The 12,293-nt window shown below is 63.5% G+C and carries 13 protein-coding genes and 1 tRNA gene; 9 read left to right on the plus strand and 5 right to left on the minus strand.

Annotated features, from left to right (window positions below):
• Positions 1 to 86 precede the first annotated feature (86 nt).
• Complete coding sequence (locus tag NHH73_28185) at positions 87 to 356, plus strand: type B 50S ribosomal protein L31 (protein USX26392.1); 270 nt, start codon at positions 87 to 89, stop codon at positions 354 to 356.
• Positions 357 to 468: 112 nt separating this feature from the next.
• Positions 469 to 2,193: a glycosyltransferase family 39 protein gene (locus NHH73_28190; protein USX26393.1), complete on the plus strand. Its 1,725-nt coding sequence runs from the start codon at positions 469 to 471 to the stop codon at positions 2,191 to 2,193.
• Between the two features lie 75 nt (positions 2,194 to 2,268).
• On the opposite strand, the gene NHH73_28195 is transcribed toward NHH73_28190, so the two are convergent.
• Positions 2,269 to 2,670 (minus strand): gel scht, encoded by a 402-nt coding sequence (locus tag NHH73_28195; GenBank protein USX26394.1) that lies wholly within the window; start codon positions 2,668 to 2,670, stop codon positions 2,269 to 2,271.
• 444 nt (positions 2,671 to 3,114) lie between these two features.
• Between NHH73_28195 and NHH73_28200 the strand changes: the two genes are divergently transcribed.
• On the plus strand, positions 3,115 to 5,019 hold the full coding sequence (locus NHH73_28200; protein USX26395.1) for an AAA family ATPase: 1,905 nt from the start codon (positions 3,115 to 3,117) through the stop codon (positions 5,017 to 5,019).
• Between the two features lie 3 nt (positions 5,020 to 5,022).
• Here NHH73_28200 and NHH73_28205 read toward each other — a convergent pair whose 3' ends face one another.
• The gene (locus NHH73_28205; protein ID USX26396.1) at positions 5,023 to 5,562 is read right to left on the minus strand and encodes a hypothetical protein; all 540 of its coding nucleotides are present in this window, start codon (positions 5,560 to 5,562) and stop codon (positions 5,023 to 5,025) included.
• A gap of 241 nt (positions 5,563 to 5,803) precedes the next feature.
• Here NHH73_28205 and NHH73_28210 point away from each other — a divergent pair.
• Positions 5,804 to 5,888: transfer RNA gene (locus NHH73_28210), tRNA-Leu, on the plus strand.
• A 107-nt stretch (positions 5,889 to 5,995) separates the two neighbouring features.
• On the opposite strand, the gene NHH73_28215 is transcribed toward NHH73_28210, so the two are convergent.
• A complete protein-coding gene (locus NHH73_28215; protein ID USX26397.1) occupies positions 5,996 to 6,190 on the minus strand; it encodes a hypothetical protein in 195 nt (64 codons plus the stop codon).
• Positions 6,191 to 6,378: 188 nt separating this feature from the next.
• Here NHH73_28215 and NHH73_28220 point away from each other — a divergent pair, with 188 nt between their 5' ends.
• From NHH73_28220 to NHH73_28235, 4 genes are all read left to right on the plus strand, one after another.
• Positions 6,379 to 6,885, plus strand: coding sequence for a hypothetical protein (locus NHH73_28220; GenBank protein ID USX26398.1), 507 nt, complete (start codon positions 6,379 to 6,381; stop codon positions 6,883 to 6,885).
• Between the two features lie 137 nt (positions 6,886 to 7,022).
• Complete coding sequence (locus NHH73_28225) at positions 7,023 to 7,739, plus strand: choice-of-anchor J domain-containing protein (protein ID USX26399.1); 717 nt, start codon at positions 7,023 to 7,025, stop codon at positions 7,737 to 7,739.
• Positions 7,740 to 7,800: 61 nt separating this feature from the next.
• Positions 7,801 to 8,124: a hypothetical protein gene (locus tag NHH73_28230; GenBank protein USX26400.1), complete on the plus strand. Its 324-nt coding sequence runs from the start codon at positions 7,801 to 7,803 to the stop codon at positions 8,122 to 8,124.
• Positions 8,125 to 8,223: 99 nt separating this feature from the next.
• Positions 8,224 to 8,727 carry a glycine zipper 2TM domain-containing protein gene (locus NHH73_28235; GenBank protein ID USX26401.1) on the plus strand — a complete coding sequence of 168 codons (504 nt, stop codon included), beginning with the start codon at positions 8,224 to 8,226 and terminating at the stop codon, positions 8,725 to 8,727.
• 14 nt (positions 8,728 to 8,741) lie between these two features.
• On the opposite strand, the gene NHH73_28240 is transcribed toward NHH73_28235, so the two are convergent.
• Both NHH73_28240 and NHH73_28245 read right to left on the minus strand, forming a co-directional pair.
• Positions 8,742 to 10,286 (minus strand): carboxypeptidase, encoded by a 1,545-nt coding sequence (locus tag NHH73_28240; protein USX26402.1) that lies wholly within the window; start codon positions 10,284 to 10,286, stop codon positions 8,742 to 8,744.
• Positions 10,287 to 10,396: 110 nt separating this feature from the next.
• Positions 10,397 to 11,743 (minus strand): BNR repeat-containing protein, encoded by a 1,347-nt coding sequence (locus tag NHH73_28245; protein ID USX26403.1) that lies wholly within the window; start codon positions 11,741 to 11,743, stop codon positions 10,397 to 10,399.
• A gap of 102 nt (positions 11,744 to 11,845) precedes the next feature.
• Between NHH73_28245 and NHH73_28250 the strand changes: the two genes are divergently transcribed.
• Positions 11,846 to 12,292, plus strand: coding sequence for a hypothetical protein (locus tag NHH73_28250; GenBank protein ID USX26404.1), 447 nt, complete (start codon positions 11,846 to 11,848; stop codon positions 12,290 to 12,292).
• The last annotated feature ends 1 nt before the right edge of the window (position 12,293 follow it).

Below are 12,293 nucleotides of genomic sequence, written 5' to 3' on the forward strand. Positions count from 1 at the left end.
CACTGGCAAGTGATCGGCAATCGGGTCAAGAAGCAGCATCGACCGACGAAGTGCTGTTTGGCTACCAAACCTACCGAGACTTAAACATGAAACCAGAAATCCATCCAGAATACCGCGACGTTGTCTTCCACGACCTGTCGTGCGACTTCAAATTCGTCACCCGTTCGACCATCCAGACCCGCGAAAAGATCCAGCACGAAGGTAAAGAATACCCGCTGGTCAAAATCGAGGTGTCGGCTGAATCGCACCCGTTCTACACCGGTAAGCACAAAATCGTCGACACCGCTGGCCGCGTTGAGAAATTCCGCCAGAAATTCGGCGCCGTCGGTTCGAAGACCCAAGTCGCCCAAGGTTAATTCCTTCCCGCGATCAAAAAAAGCAGCCTCTGGCTGCTTTTTTTGTTTGTCGGCCTCGCCTGCCGCCGGTTTTCCTTCATACTCCCGTCTACCTCAATTTGCACACTGATCGATGAAGCCAGTCCGTCTTCCCGCCGCCGCCACCCTGGCCTTGCCACGCTGGGCCCTGTTCGCCCTCGGCCTGCTCTACATCCTGCCCGGTTTGATCGGCCGCGACCCGTGGAAGAACGACGACGCCGCCAGCTTCGGCATCATGTGGACGATGGCGCACGGCACCTGGCAGGACTGGCTGTGGCCCAATATCGCCGGCCTGTCGATGCCCGACGAGGGCCCGCTGGCGTTCTGGATCGGCGCGCTCGGCATCAAGCTGTTCGGCTGGCTGCTGGGCGACGTCATGGCCGCCCGCGTCGGCACCATCGCCATCTTCCTGATCGGCGTGTCGTCGCTGTGGTTCGCCACCTTCAACCTCGGCCGCCGCCAGGACGCGCAACCGCTGCGCCTGGCCTTCGGCGGCCAGCCCGAGCCGGACGACTTCGGCCGCACCCTGGCCGACGCCGCCGTCCTGATCTACCTCGGCTGCCTGGGCCTGCTGCTGCACAGCCACGAGACCACCTCCGAGGCGCTGCAGGTGTCGCTGACGGCGTTCATGCTGTACCGCACCGTGCGCTACGTCGAGGCGCCGTCGCTGCGCAACGCCGCCCTCAGCGGCCTGGCGATCGGCCTGCTGACGTTGACGCGCGGCTGGGTCACGCCGGTGTTCCTCATGCTGGCCGTGTTCGCCTGCACCCGCCTGCTGGCCCAGCCGGTGCTGCGCGCGCTGCGCGACCTCGGCCTGGCGCTGCTGGTGGCCGCCTTTGTTGCCGCCGTGTGGCTGGTGCCGGCCGAAGTGCTGCGCCCGTACAACCAGCAGCCGCTGCAGGCGTGGATGAACTGGAACCTGAACCAGGTCGCGCTGCCCACCCTCGCCGCCTTCAAATACTTCTTCCGGGTCGGGGTCTGGTTCTTCTGGCCGGCCTGGCCGTTCGCCGGCTGGGCCGTGTGGGCCTGGCGCCGCCAGCGCCTGGCGCTGCACATCGTCGTGCCGCTGGCCTTCGTCACCATGGGTACGCTGCTGAGCTTGTCCACCGAGGTGCCCGAGCAGGGCCAGTTGCTGGTGCTGCTGCCGCCGCTGGCCGTCATGGCCGCCTTCGGCCTGCTGACGATGAAGCGCGGCGCCATCAACGCCATCGACTGGTTCTCGGTGATGGCGCTGACCTTGTGCGGGGCCGTCATCTGGCTGTTCTGGATCGCCAAGCTGACCGGCTGGCCGGCGCAGTTCGCCAAGAACGCGTTGAAACTGGTGCCGGGCTTCACGCCGGAGGTGGGACTGGTCGCGGTGCCGGTGGCGCTGCTGGCCACGGCCGGCTGGTTCGTGCTGGTGCACTGGCGCGTGTCGCGCCGGCCGACGGTGCTGTGGCGCGCCGTGGTGCTGTCGTCCGGCGGCGTGATCCTGATCTGGATCTTGCTGATGACGTTGTTCCTGCCGGACGTCAACTACAGCAAGAGCTACGCCAGCGTGGCGCGCCAGATCGCCGAGAAAATTCCATCGAAGGGGGATTGCATCGAAACCAACGTGGGGCCGGCGCAACGCGCGTCGTTCGCCTACTACGCGCAACTGCCGTTCACCGGTGTCGAAGGCGGGCGCTGCAAACTGCTGCTGCTGCAGGACAGCACCAAGGTGCGCGACAACCGCGAGATCCAGCCGCAGCATCGCGGCAAGCAGTGGGCATTGATCTGGGAAGGTCGCCGTCCGGCGGACCGCTCCGAGCGCTTCAGGCTATACCGCCGGGCCGACTAAGCTGACTAACAACCCGACTGAAAAACCCGGGCGCCGGCGGCCGCCACGCGACCGCCCGCCCACGGCATGCCCGCATCAGCGGCGCGCCATCATGATCGTATTGGCAGGCAGCTTGGCGGCCATCGGCAACTTTTCAAAGTTGCTGATGCCAACCGTTTGGCCCTCTTCGGTGAACACGATGCGGGTGCCCGCCTCGGTGACGAACTCAGTCCGCGAAGCGGCGAAGATACGCACGCGCTGGCCCTTGTCGATCTGCGTGTAATAGTGGTTGCCGTTCTGCGTGAACTGCAGCACCTGGCCGTTGGTCAACTGATAGGCGTTCTTGAAATCGGCGAACTCGCCCGGCGTGACGTAGTAGCGGGCCGGCGTGGCTTTGATCTGCACGCTGCTGTCATCCGCGTGGGCGGCGGACATCGAGGCCAGCGAAGTCATGACGAGGGCGGCTGCGGCGGCAATGCTGAACAGGGATTTTTTCATGGTGTGCTCCGTAAGGTTATCGGTTCAATAAACTGCTCTGGGATCACCGCTGGAATGTGCTGTTCAGCGGCTGACGTGATCACATTAACAAAAGCGGGCGCCGATATCCGGCGTTTGCGACGGGCGGTCAAACGGCGGGCGTCAAAAGCAAAAAACCGCGACGAACGGAAGGCGCATCAACCACGCCCGGCGCGCGCCGCCGGCTGTTGCGCGACACGCTTTTTTGTTGAGCAAACGCGAGACAAAACGAAAAAGGACCGCTATAGTTCACCTAGGACGAGTTGCCGCACGGCATGTTAGTTTCACAAGATTCGTCCCAAGTTAACCCTTAGCAACACCCGGCTGCGCCACACCGCGCACCGGCAACGGCGGCCTCGGCTGCTGCGCCCCACTCCCGCGCACCAGCCCGACACTCAGCTGCCCACTCCAGGTTGGATAGCGCATATGTTTACTCTTCACAAACTTCAATCCGCACTACGCAATAATTACGTCCGCGCCGCGCTGCTGCTGCTGGCGATCGCCGCCGCCGCGCTGTTCAGCTGGCGCAGCGACGTGCCGCAGGACACCGGCCCGATCATGCGCTCGCAGGACATTTCGCAGATCACCGCGCTGGCCACGCAGCGCGACAAGCTCGAATACCTGATGGTGGCCGCGCCGCTGTCGGAGGCGCCGCGCTATATCTTCAAGCTCAAGGGCGACCCGATGCTGCGCGTGATCAAGGTGCCGAGCACCTCGCACCTGAGCCTGGAGCGCGAAGTCCTGCTGCGCAATAACATCCCCTATTCCATCGCGCGCGAGGATTACCTGGCGTCGCACAAGGCCGTACTGGTCGACGAGGACGACAGCAAGCTGGCGCGCGCAGGCGGCTTCCTGCGCCGCCACGCGGTCGACATCCTGCTGATCGGCCTGGTGCTGTTCCTGCTGCGCCACGGCATTCCCGGCACCGGCGTCAGCGCCACCGTGCTCGATCCCGCGCAGCTCAAGGGCAGCATGGACGATCTGATCGGCATGGAAGACATCAAGCAGGAAGTGCTGCACCTGGAAGACATGATCCGCAACCGCGCGGTGTACCGCGAGCACGACATCGACAAGCCGTTCAACGTCATGCTCACCGGCCCGGCCGGCACCGGCAAGACCAAGCTGGCCGGCTACCTGGCCAAGCGCCTCGACGTGCCGCTGATCCAGGCGTCGGCCTCGGCGCTTGAATCGGGTTATATCGGCGGCGGCTCCAAGGCGCTGCACGCGCTGCACCGCAAGGCTTGCGCGCGCGGCAGCTGCATCATCTTCCTCGACGAGGCACAGGGCTTGTTCATGCCGCGCGGCCGCGGCGAAAAGAAATGGGAAGACGACACCGCCAACACTCTGCTGGGCCTGCTCGACGGCGTGCGCAGCGACCAGGGCGCCGGCGTGATCTGGGTGGTGGCCTCCAACTTCGACGACGCCTCCTCGCAGATGGACGAGGCGATGCTGCGCCGCTTCTCTGTCAAGATCAACTTCCGCCTGCCCAACAAGGGCGAGCGCAGCGAACTGCTGCGCTCCTTCCTGTCGCGCAAGGCGCACGGTTGCGTCGACTGGGACGGGCTCAACCTCGACCACGTGGCCGAGATCACGGCCAACCTCAGCCCGGCGCTGTTGCAGACGGTGGTCGAGCGCGCCAGCATGATCGCGATCCAGGAAAAGACCGTCATCAACACCGACCTGATGTTCCGCGCCTTCGAACGGGCCACCATCGGCCTGACCGACCGCGCCACCACGGCCGAGAAGACCCGCCAGCGCGAACGCGTCGCGCTGCACGAGCTGGGCCACTTCTTCATGCAGATCGATCCGTGGCTGCGCGAGGGGTTGCCGCTGGCCGAGGTGAAGGAACGCTCGCCGCTGCTCAAGATCAGCACCGAGTCGGTGTCCAAGCTCGGCGCGCTCGGCTATGTGTTGTCGGCGTCGGACGACGTCGCGCTGCGCACGCTCGAGGAACTCGAGCGCGACGTGATCCAGCTATACGGCGGCGTGGCGGCCGAGGAGTTGTTCTACGGCGCGCGCGGCATCTCGGTGGGCAGTCAGAACGACATCCAGAAGGCCACTTCGATGCTCGACATGATGGTCAACAAGCTGTCGATGTACTCGCGCTCCAAGCTGGACTACTCGCAGTTCAAGAACAAGGAAAACGACCTCGACCAGGTCCAGGCCAAGGCGGACGAGCTCTACACGTACACCTTGCAATCGATCAACGACTACCGCGAGCAGATCAGCGAACTGAAGGAAGTGCTCATGGATCAGTATGTGCTGTCGAAGGACGCCATCTTCGCGCTGCTGGAGCAGCAGCATCAACAGCGCCTGTTGAAGGTGGCGTGACCGCTAGCGGCTGAGGACGAAGATCATCTGTGAGATGTTGGCTGCCGCGAGCAGCCACATCGCGAACTCGACCCGGCCCACGCGTCGCTCAACCCTATCTACCCCTTGGGAAAGGTTGTCGACGTTGACGGACAAATGGTCGACGCTGGCGGACAAATGGTCGACGCTTACGGACAAATGGTCGACCCTGACGGACAAATGGTCCACCCTGACGGACAGAGCGGCCAACTCTGCCGCCAGTAGCGAGACTTGTTGCTCGAGTGTCTGAACTCTTGCAACCAAGGCATTCAGCCGTTCCTCCAAAATGGCAACTTTAAAAGTCAGCGCCGCCACTTCCTTGCGCAAGGCAGCCACTTCCTGGCGCACGGAGGCCAGCTGTTCCCCGTGATTGCCAAGCACCCGCTCAAGCGCATCCAAGCGTTCGCCGCACTCCGCCAGCTGCTCGCCATGCGTCTCCAACTGGTCGCCATGGGCCGCTTTGACCAACTCGGTCAGCGCATCGACCCGCGCGGCCAGCATATCTACTCTCTGGGACAATTCCATAGCGCCCTCCGCCCCTTGCGGTGCATGGCTAAAGTTTATACGGTTTACAGGGATATACCGGTCGTTCATGCATGCATTGTGGCGCCAAAAAAAACGAGCTCATCCGACAAAGACAGCACGTTTTGATCTGCGTCCAACGGTGCGCAGGCGACCGCGACGTCCGGCCACTTGCTTGAAAACCAAATAGTGCGCATCAAGGCTTGCGGCTGCGGAGCAAATCAGTGATAATGCGGGTCGCGTTGCCGGGATGGCGGAATAGGTAGACGCACGGGACTCAAAATCCCGCGCCGCAAGGCGTGCCGGTTCGATTCCGGCTCCCGGCACCATGAATAGAATTTGACCACGCAGTACATAGCTTCACCAAACGACAAAACCCGCATCGCCAACAGGCTCTGCGGGTTTTTTGTTGGCTGGCGCCGGCGCGCCAGGCACATCACTGGTAACGGCGGACGGTATCGCTCTTGCGGCGGGTCTCCGGATAGGCCAGCACGCGGCGGATCGCTTCCGCAGGCACCTTGTACGTCTGCATATACGCCCAGGCGATCGCGCTCCCCTGCGAGTCGGCCAGCCAAATTCCATGTTCCACCGCCGCGCTGAGCGAAGCGTTGTGTCGTTGTTCTGTTTGCATGTGCTCTCTCCCAATAGACACGCAAGTTATCATAAAAATAAAAACAATGTCGGATGCGAACTAAAGTGTTTCGATTGTACTGTATAAAAAGACAATCCCGCCTGTTGAGCGCCCCACCCTTCGTTAGCCCCCGAACAGACGCCGCCGCGCTTCGCCCCTATGCTGAGGTTTTTAACTCGGGAGCAGTCATGGGCTTTGACCTCGGAAACTTATTGCAGCAATTCGCGGCACATCCTACCGCCACCGATCCGGAAGGCGTCGCGCAAGCGTTCTCGCACGTTGCCGGCGATGCGCCACGCGCGTCGATCGCACAGGGATTGGCCTCCGCCTTTCTGTCGAGCGAGACGCCGCCGTTCGGCCAACTGGTCAGCCAGTTGTTCGTGCGCAGCGATCCGCAGGTGCAGGCCGGCTTGCTGAATCAGTTGCTCGACGACGTAGGTCCGACGATGCAGGCCGCCTTGGCCGGCAGCGTGGGCGAGCTGTTCACCGCCAACGGCCACGCGACACTGACGCCCCAGCAGGTGTCGGACATCACGCCGCCGCAAGTGGCCGAAATCGCCACCACCGCGCAGCAGCACAACCCGGGCGTCGTCGAGCGCGTCGCGTCCTTTTTTGCCGACCACCCACAACTGGTCAATTCGCTGGACAGCGCCAGCTTGAAGGTCGCGCTGGGTAAAATGGCCCAGGTGCACTGAAGGACGCTGCCGCAGCGAACCAGTATCGATCAAACTACCGCAGGGTTGTTTTGAGTTTAATGCCAATAAATTAAGCATGCTATTTTGACCATGACGGCGGGCGCCCGCTCGCCGTTTTCCACTTACTGGAGGTTAAGATGGCTGTTTCTTTCAAATCCGCTTTGATGTCGGCTTTCGCGTTGGCATTGGCCCTGGGCCTGAGTACCGGCGCCTCGGCCGATCCGTTGACCGAAAACTTCAACACCGGTCTACCCGCAGGCTGGACCGTCAAAAACCTGAGTGAGCCGCCGGGCACGCTCGCCTGGTTCCAGGGCAACGAGTTCGTCTTCGACGCGCAACAGGGCGCGCCGAACTCCTATCTCGCCGCCAATTTCGAATCGGGCGGTGACTTTTCCACCATCAGCACCTGGCTGATACTGCCGACCTCCACTTACCGCAATGGCGACACGCTGTCCTTCTACAGCCGCACCGCCGACTTGTCGGAATGGCCGGACCGACTGGAGGTTCGCTTCAGCAACATCGGCGGCAGCGATGTCGGCACCACGGCGACCAGCGTGGGCAGCTTCTCCACGCTTCTCCTCAGCATCAATCCGACGCTGGAGGTGGGTGGCTATCCGGAAGACTGGACCCGTTACAGCGCCACCTTGAACGGCCTGGCCGGCCCGACCACCGGGGCGTTCGCGTTCCGCTACACGGTCGCCGACGCCGGGCTGTTCGGCGCCAATTCGAACTACATCGGTATCGACACGGTGCAAATCAGTGCCGCCGCCGTGCCCGAACCAAGCACGTACGTGATGATGGCGTTCGGATTGGGCATGGTCGGCTACATGCGCAGGCGTCAATCCCGCGCCTAAGCGGGTGGCTGCGGGGCGGGCTTGCCGTCGGGTGCGCCCGCCCCCGGCGTAGAATGTCGCCATGGCTACCAAATCTCCGAAATCCCCCACCTTCCCCGGTCCGTTGACGGCGCGCGGCGCCGTGCTGGCGGTCCTGCTTTCCGATAGCGACCAGTCCGGCAACCCGCCGCTGCAAGGCCGCACGTCGCTCGCGGCCATCATTAAAAGCTTGAAGCGCAAATATCACTGGCCGGTCGAGGTGAGCAGCTTTCCGTCGAACGGCGCCGACGGCCGCGCCACCTGGGCCACCGTCTACAGCCTGCCCCCCGCCGTGGTGGAGCGCGCGCTGGAGCGGGGCGGACGCGAATGGCTGGAGCGCCGCGACGCCGCCAAAAGCGCGCCGTAACATCTGCTTACGCCGGAAACACTTCCCAGGTCACCCCGTGCCCTTCCCGTCCCGTTATAGGGGCAAGCGCCACACACGGCGATATCTGGAGAGAAGAAAATGGAACATACCGTACCTAACCGCATGCATCCCTTGCTGGCCGTCGCCGCGTTTTCCGTGACCATCGTCAGCCTGGTGGGCGCCGCTTCCATCCTCGGCCTGCTGCCGTACTCGCAAGCGAAAGGCAGCATGCAGCCGGAGATCAGCGCCACCGCGCCGGCGTCGCAGGCGAACCAGCCGCTGACCGCGCAAGTACAGGCACCGCAGCCGCAGCCCCGCCAGGTCGTCGAGCACCGCACCGTCGTGCACCACACGTATGCGCCTGCCCGCCAGGCAAGCCGCAACGACGACCGCACCGAGGTCGCGCAAGCGCCGGTGCAGCGCGCTGCGGCACCGGCGCCGCAGAACAGCGCGGTCGGGATCGGCCTGGGCGCGGTGGTGGGCGGGCTGCTGGGCAACCAGGTGGGCGACGGCAAAGGCAGGACGCTGGCCACCATCGCCGGCGCGATGGGTGGCGCCTACGCAGGCAACGAAATCGCCAAGCGCAACCAGCAACAGCAGTAATCCAGCGGTGCGTTTTAGTACTTGGCCGGCGCGTTGGGCGCCGGTGTCGCCTGGCGGATGAAGTCACGCAGATCCTCGTTGGCGCTGGCCAAATCCTCCGACCGCAGATACATCATGTGGCCGCTGCGGTAGCCCTCAAAGCGCAGGCGGTCCTTCATCTTGCCGCTCGGGTCCAGCTGCCACATCGTATACTTGGCGTCGAAGTAGGTGCAGGCGCCGTCGTAGTAGCCCGACTGGATCATCACCTTCAGGTAGGGATTGGCGGCCATCGCCAGACGCAGGTTCTCGCCGGTCTTCTCGTTCTTGAAGTCCCACGGATGGACGTCGCCGAACAGGTTGTACTTGATGTCGGTCTTGTAGCCCAGCTCCACCCGCAGATACTGGTTGATGGCCGGGGTGAACGAGTGCAGCCACGACGTCAGTTCGGCGTTGTAATCGACCTTGTCGCCGGAATCGGTCTTGTCGATCCCAAGGTAGCGCGAGTCGAGGCGGCCGACGGTCTTGCCCTGCTTGCGCAGCAGCTCCTTCCAGAAACTGTCCACCGGCACCGACAGGTTATTCTGCAGCACATAGGCTTCCGACAAACCGGAGTAGCGCGCGAACCTGGCCGCGATCTGCGCCTTCTTCTGCGGATCGATAAAGCCGCCGCGCGCCGTCGCCGGCAGCAGTTCGTCGATGGTGAAGGCCTCCACCTCCGGCAGCAGATCCTTCAAGTCGCGCGCCTGCAAGTCGGCCGGCAACACCTTTTGATACCAGGCGGTGGCGGCGAAGTACGGCAGCGCGAGCGCGTCGGCGACGACGCCGTCGCGCTTGAGGCCCAGTTCCGTCGGCGACACCAGCACCACACCGTTCAAGTACATCCACTGGGCGTTCTGCAATTCCAGCGCCAGGCCGGCCACGCGCGAGGTGCCGTAGCTCTCGCCGATCAGGTATTTCGGCGAAGTCCAGCGGCCCTCGCGCGAGACGAAGGTGCTGACCCATTCGGCCAGGTAGGAAATGTCGGCGTTGACGCCGAAGAAGCGCGCGCGGTCGCTCTTGCCGTCCAACACGCGCGAGAAGCCGGTGTTGACCGGATCGATGAAAATGATGTCGGCCACGTCGAGGATCGAGTGCGGATTGTCGCGCACGCCGTAGGGCTGGGTCGGATAGCCTTCGGCGTCGAGGTTGAGCACCTTGGGGCCGGTGTAGGCGACGTGCATCCACACCGACGCCGATCCCGGGCCGCCGTTAAACGATAGCACCAGCGGACGCTTGCTCTTGTCGGCGACGTCGGTGCGCTGGTAGTAAGTGTAGAACAAGGTCGCGCTGACCTTGCCATCCTTGTCCCACACCGGCTGCGTGCCGGCCGTGACCTTGTACGGCACCGCCTTGCCCTTGATGGTGACGGTGGCGGTTTTGCTCACGCGCGAGTCGGCCTTGATGACGCGCTCGTTGGCCAGCAGGTCGGCCGCGCGCTCCTTGCCCAGCGCCGGCGCGGACTGTGCTTTGTCGGTAGGGTTTTCTTGCGCGCAGACGGTCGCGCTGACGGCCAGCAGCATGATGGCAAGCTTGGATTTCATGGGCTACTCTTGACGTTAAAAAATCAATGGTAGTCCAATCGAATACCAGCCGACAACAAAATACGCGATACCGCCGGTATCGATTTGTCACGTATTGTTTCAGCGTGGTTTTAGCGCGGCGGCCGCCAGTCCAGCACCCGCACCGGCCGCGGCGGCACCGCCGCCTGTCCCTCGCCATCGACCTGCTGCACGTCCTGCACGAACAGGCTGAGCACACCGTTGCGCCGCCACAACTCGGTATCGAAACTCGGCTCCCACGCACCGACCGACGCATCGGTCAAATCGCTGACTTGCCACTTGCCGCCGACAAAGTTACTGATGCTGACGACCGACACCTTGCTGCCGCGTTCCTCGTCGCGGAACACCAGCAGGCCCCCCGGCGTGCCCGTGCCGGGACCGGCATCGACCATGATTTGCGGGCGCGCGATCGGGATGCGCTTGGTGCCCTGCCCGCTCAGCGAAAACGCCGTCTTGCGGAAATCGAGGGCGCGCACCGTCCAGCCGGCGTCGGTGCGGAACACCACGTGGTATTGCGGCACCGCCGAGCCGGCGTCGCGCCAATAGCTGGCGATGTAGGGGTGGCCGTCGCGGTCGGCGGCCATCGAGGTCTGGTTGATCAGCTCGCTGTTTTGCGGGATGCGCAGCGCGTACTCGGCGCTGCCGGCGCTGATCGGCAAGCTGTAGGGCTGGCCGTCCGATTTCTCCCAGGTCACGCCGCCGTCGCGCGAGCGGGCGTAGGCCAGGTCGTGGTTGCTGGCCACGTCCGGCGATTCGCGCCACACCCAGGACAGGTGCAAGGTGCCCTGGTGGTCGAGGAAGGCTTGCCAGTAGGCGTTGCGCTTGCCTTCGCCGGTGATCAGGTTGGTGTGCAGGCGCGACCAGCGCCGCGTCTTCGTGTCGTAGCGGTTAATCACCAGGTCGCCCCGGCCGGAACCTCCCAGCCGGTAAAAGAATAGCAGGTTGCCGTCCGGCAGACGGTAGAACTCGGGATACGACACCGATTCCTCGTCGGCGCCGACCATCGCCAGCTTGGCGCCCAATTCCAGCGCGCCCGGCTTGACGCTGCGGGCGTAACGCAGCGCGTTGTTGTGGTGGTCCCAGGACACATGCAGATACCCGGCGCCGTCGAGCATCAGGCTGATGGCGTTATGGGCGTCGGCGGCGTTGCCCCGGTACGGCGTGCGTTGCGTGGTCCACCGCGACGTGCCCAGCTTGCGCTTGCCCAGCACCAGGTAGCGCTCGGCGTCGTAGTAGCCGATGTATTGCGTGTGCCGGTCCGAGACCAGGGAATTCTTGCGGAACACCACGGCGTTGACCGAATTGTTAGCCCAGCCGGGGCCGACGACCGATTCTGTCGGCGCCAAGGCCGAGTCGGCCGCCGCCAGCGCGCCCGGGGACGCGATGCACACGGCCACGGCCATGGCCAGCAATACGGCCGGCAACAAGCTTCTCTTCATCTCAGCGCCCTCATTGATACATATCAATTGCAACTATAGTTTCCCTATGGAAAATATGACCTATAATATCCTCCGCTCCACCCGCGCCCAAAAAATGCCGCCATGACAACCGAAACGCTTGACACCCTCCCTAACGATGCCCCTCTGGAATTCTGGGAACATCGCATCAAAGCCAGCAGATGGTTGATCACCAAGACCATGGCGCTGGGCACCTGCGCCGCCGTGCTCGGGATATTGGGCCAGGGCTGGCTGGAGCAAGCGGCGCCACTGTTTCCCTTCATCAGCCAGAATTATGGCATCTGGCAAGCCGCCTATCTGCTCTCCCTGCTGATCATTTTCTTTATCTGGGCGGCCGCGATGCGGCAAAAAATGGGGCTGCTGGAAAACAGCAAGAGGGGTTTCCAGGTGCAGCAGCGCATCGCCGAGCACAACGAACGCCGCGCGCAGCAGGCGCAAGAGGCGCGCGAGCGGCGCAAGAAGCTGGAAGAAGAGCGCGACCCGGTGTCGTTCTTCAAGAGCGCGGCGCGCAGCAAAAAATTCGACTACTAAA

Source organism: Oxalobacteraceae bacterium OTU3CINTB1 (genome assembly GCA_024123955.1).
GTDB lineage: Bacteria > Pseudomonadota > Gammaproteobacteria > Burkholderiales > Burkholderiaceae_D > Rugamonas.

Excerpts from the sequence above, each read along its gene's own strand:
- NHH73_28185 (USX26392.1), top strand. The coding sequence starts at position 87 with ATGAAACCAGAAATCCATCCAGAATACCGCGACGTTGTCTTCCACGAC.
- NHH73_28190 (USX26393.1), top strand. The coding sequence starts at position 469 with ATGAAGCCAGTCCGTCTTCCCGCCGCCGCCACCCTGGCCTTGCCACGC.
- NHH73_28195 (USX26394.1), bottom strand. The coding sequence starts at position 2,670 with ATGAAAAAATCCCTGTTCAGCATTGCCGCCGCAGCCGCCCTCGTCATG.
- NHH73_28200 (USX26395.1), top strand. The coding sequence starts at position 3,115 with ATGTTTACTCTTCACAAACTTCAATCCGCACTACGCAATAATTACGTC.
- NHH73_28205 (USX26396.1), bottom strand. The coding sequence starts at position 5,562 with ATGGAATTGTCCCAGAGAGTAGATATGCTGGCCGCGCGGGTCGATGCG.
- NHH73_28215 (USX26397.1), bottom strand. The coding sequence starts at position 6,190 with ATGCAAACAGAACAACGACACAACGCTTCGCTCAGCGCGGCGGTGGAA.
- NHH73_28220 (USX26398.1), top strand. The coding sequence starts at position 6,379 with ATGGGCTTTGACCTCGGAAACTTATTGCAGCAATTCGCGGCACATCCT.
- NHH73_28225 (USX26399.1), top strand. The coding sequence starts at position 7,023 with ATGGCTGTTTCTTTCAAATCCGCTTTGATGTCGGCTTTCGCGTTGGCA.
- NHH73_28230 (USX26400.1), top strand. The coding sequence starts at position 7,801 with ATGGCTACCAAATCTCCGAAATCCCCCACCTTCCCCGGTCCGTTGACG.
- NHH73_28235 (USX26401.1), top strand. The coding sequence starts at position 8,224 with ATGGAACATACCGTACCTAACCGCATGCATCCCTTGCTGGCCGTCGCC.
- NHH73_28240 (USX26402.1), bottom strand. The coding sequence starts at position 10,286 with ATGAAATCCAAGCTTGCCATCATGCTGCTGGCCGTCAGCGCGACCGTC.
- NHH73_28245 (USX26403.1), bottom strand. The coding sequence starts at position 11,743 with ATGAAGAGAAGCTTGTTGCCGGCCGTATTGCTGGCCATGGCCGTGGCC.
- NHH73_28250 (USX26404.1), top strand. The coding sequence starts at position 11,846 with ATGACAACCGAAACGCTTGACACCCTCCCTAACGATGCCCCTCTGGAA.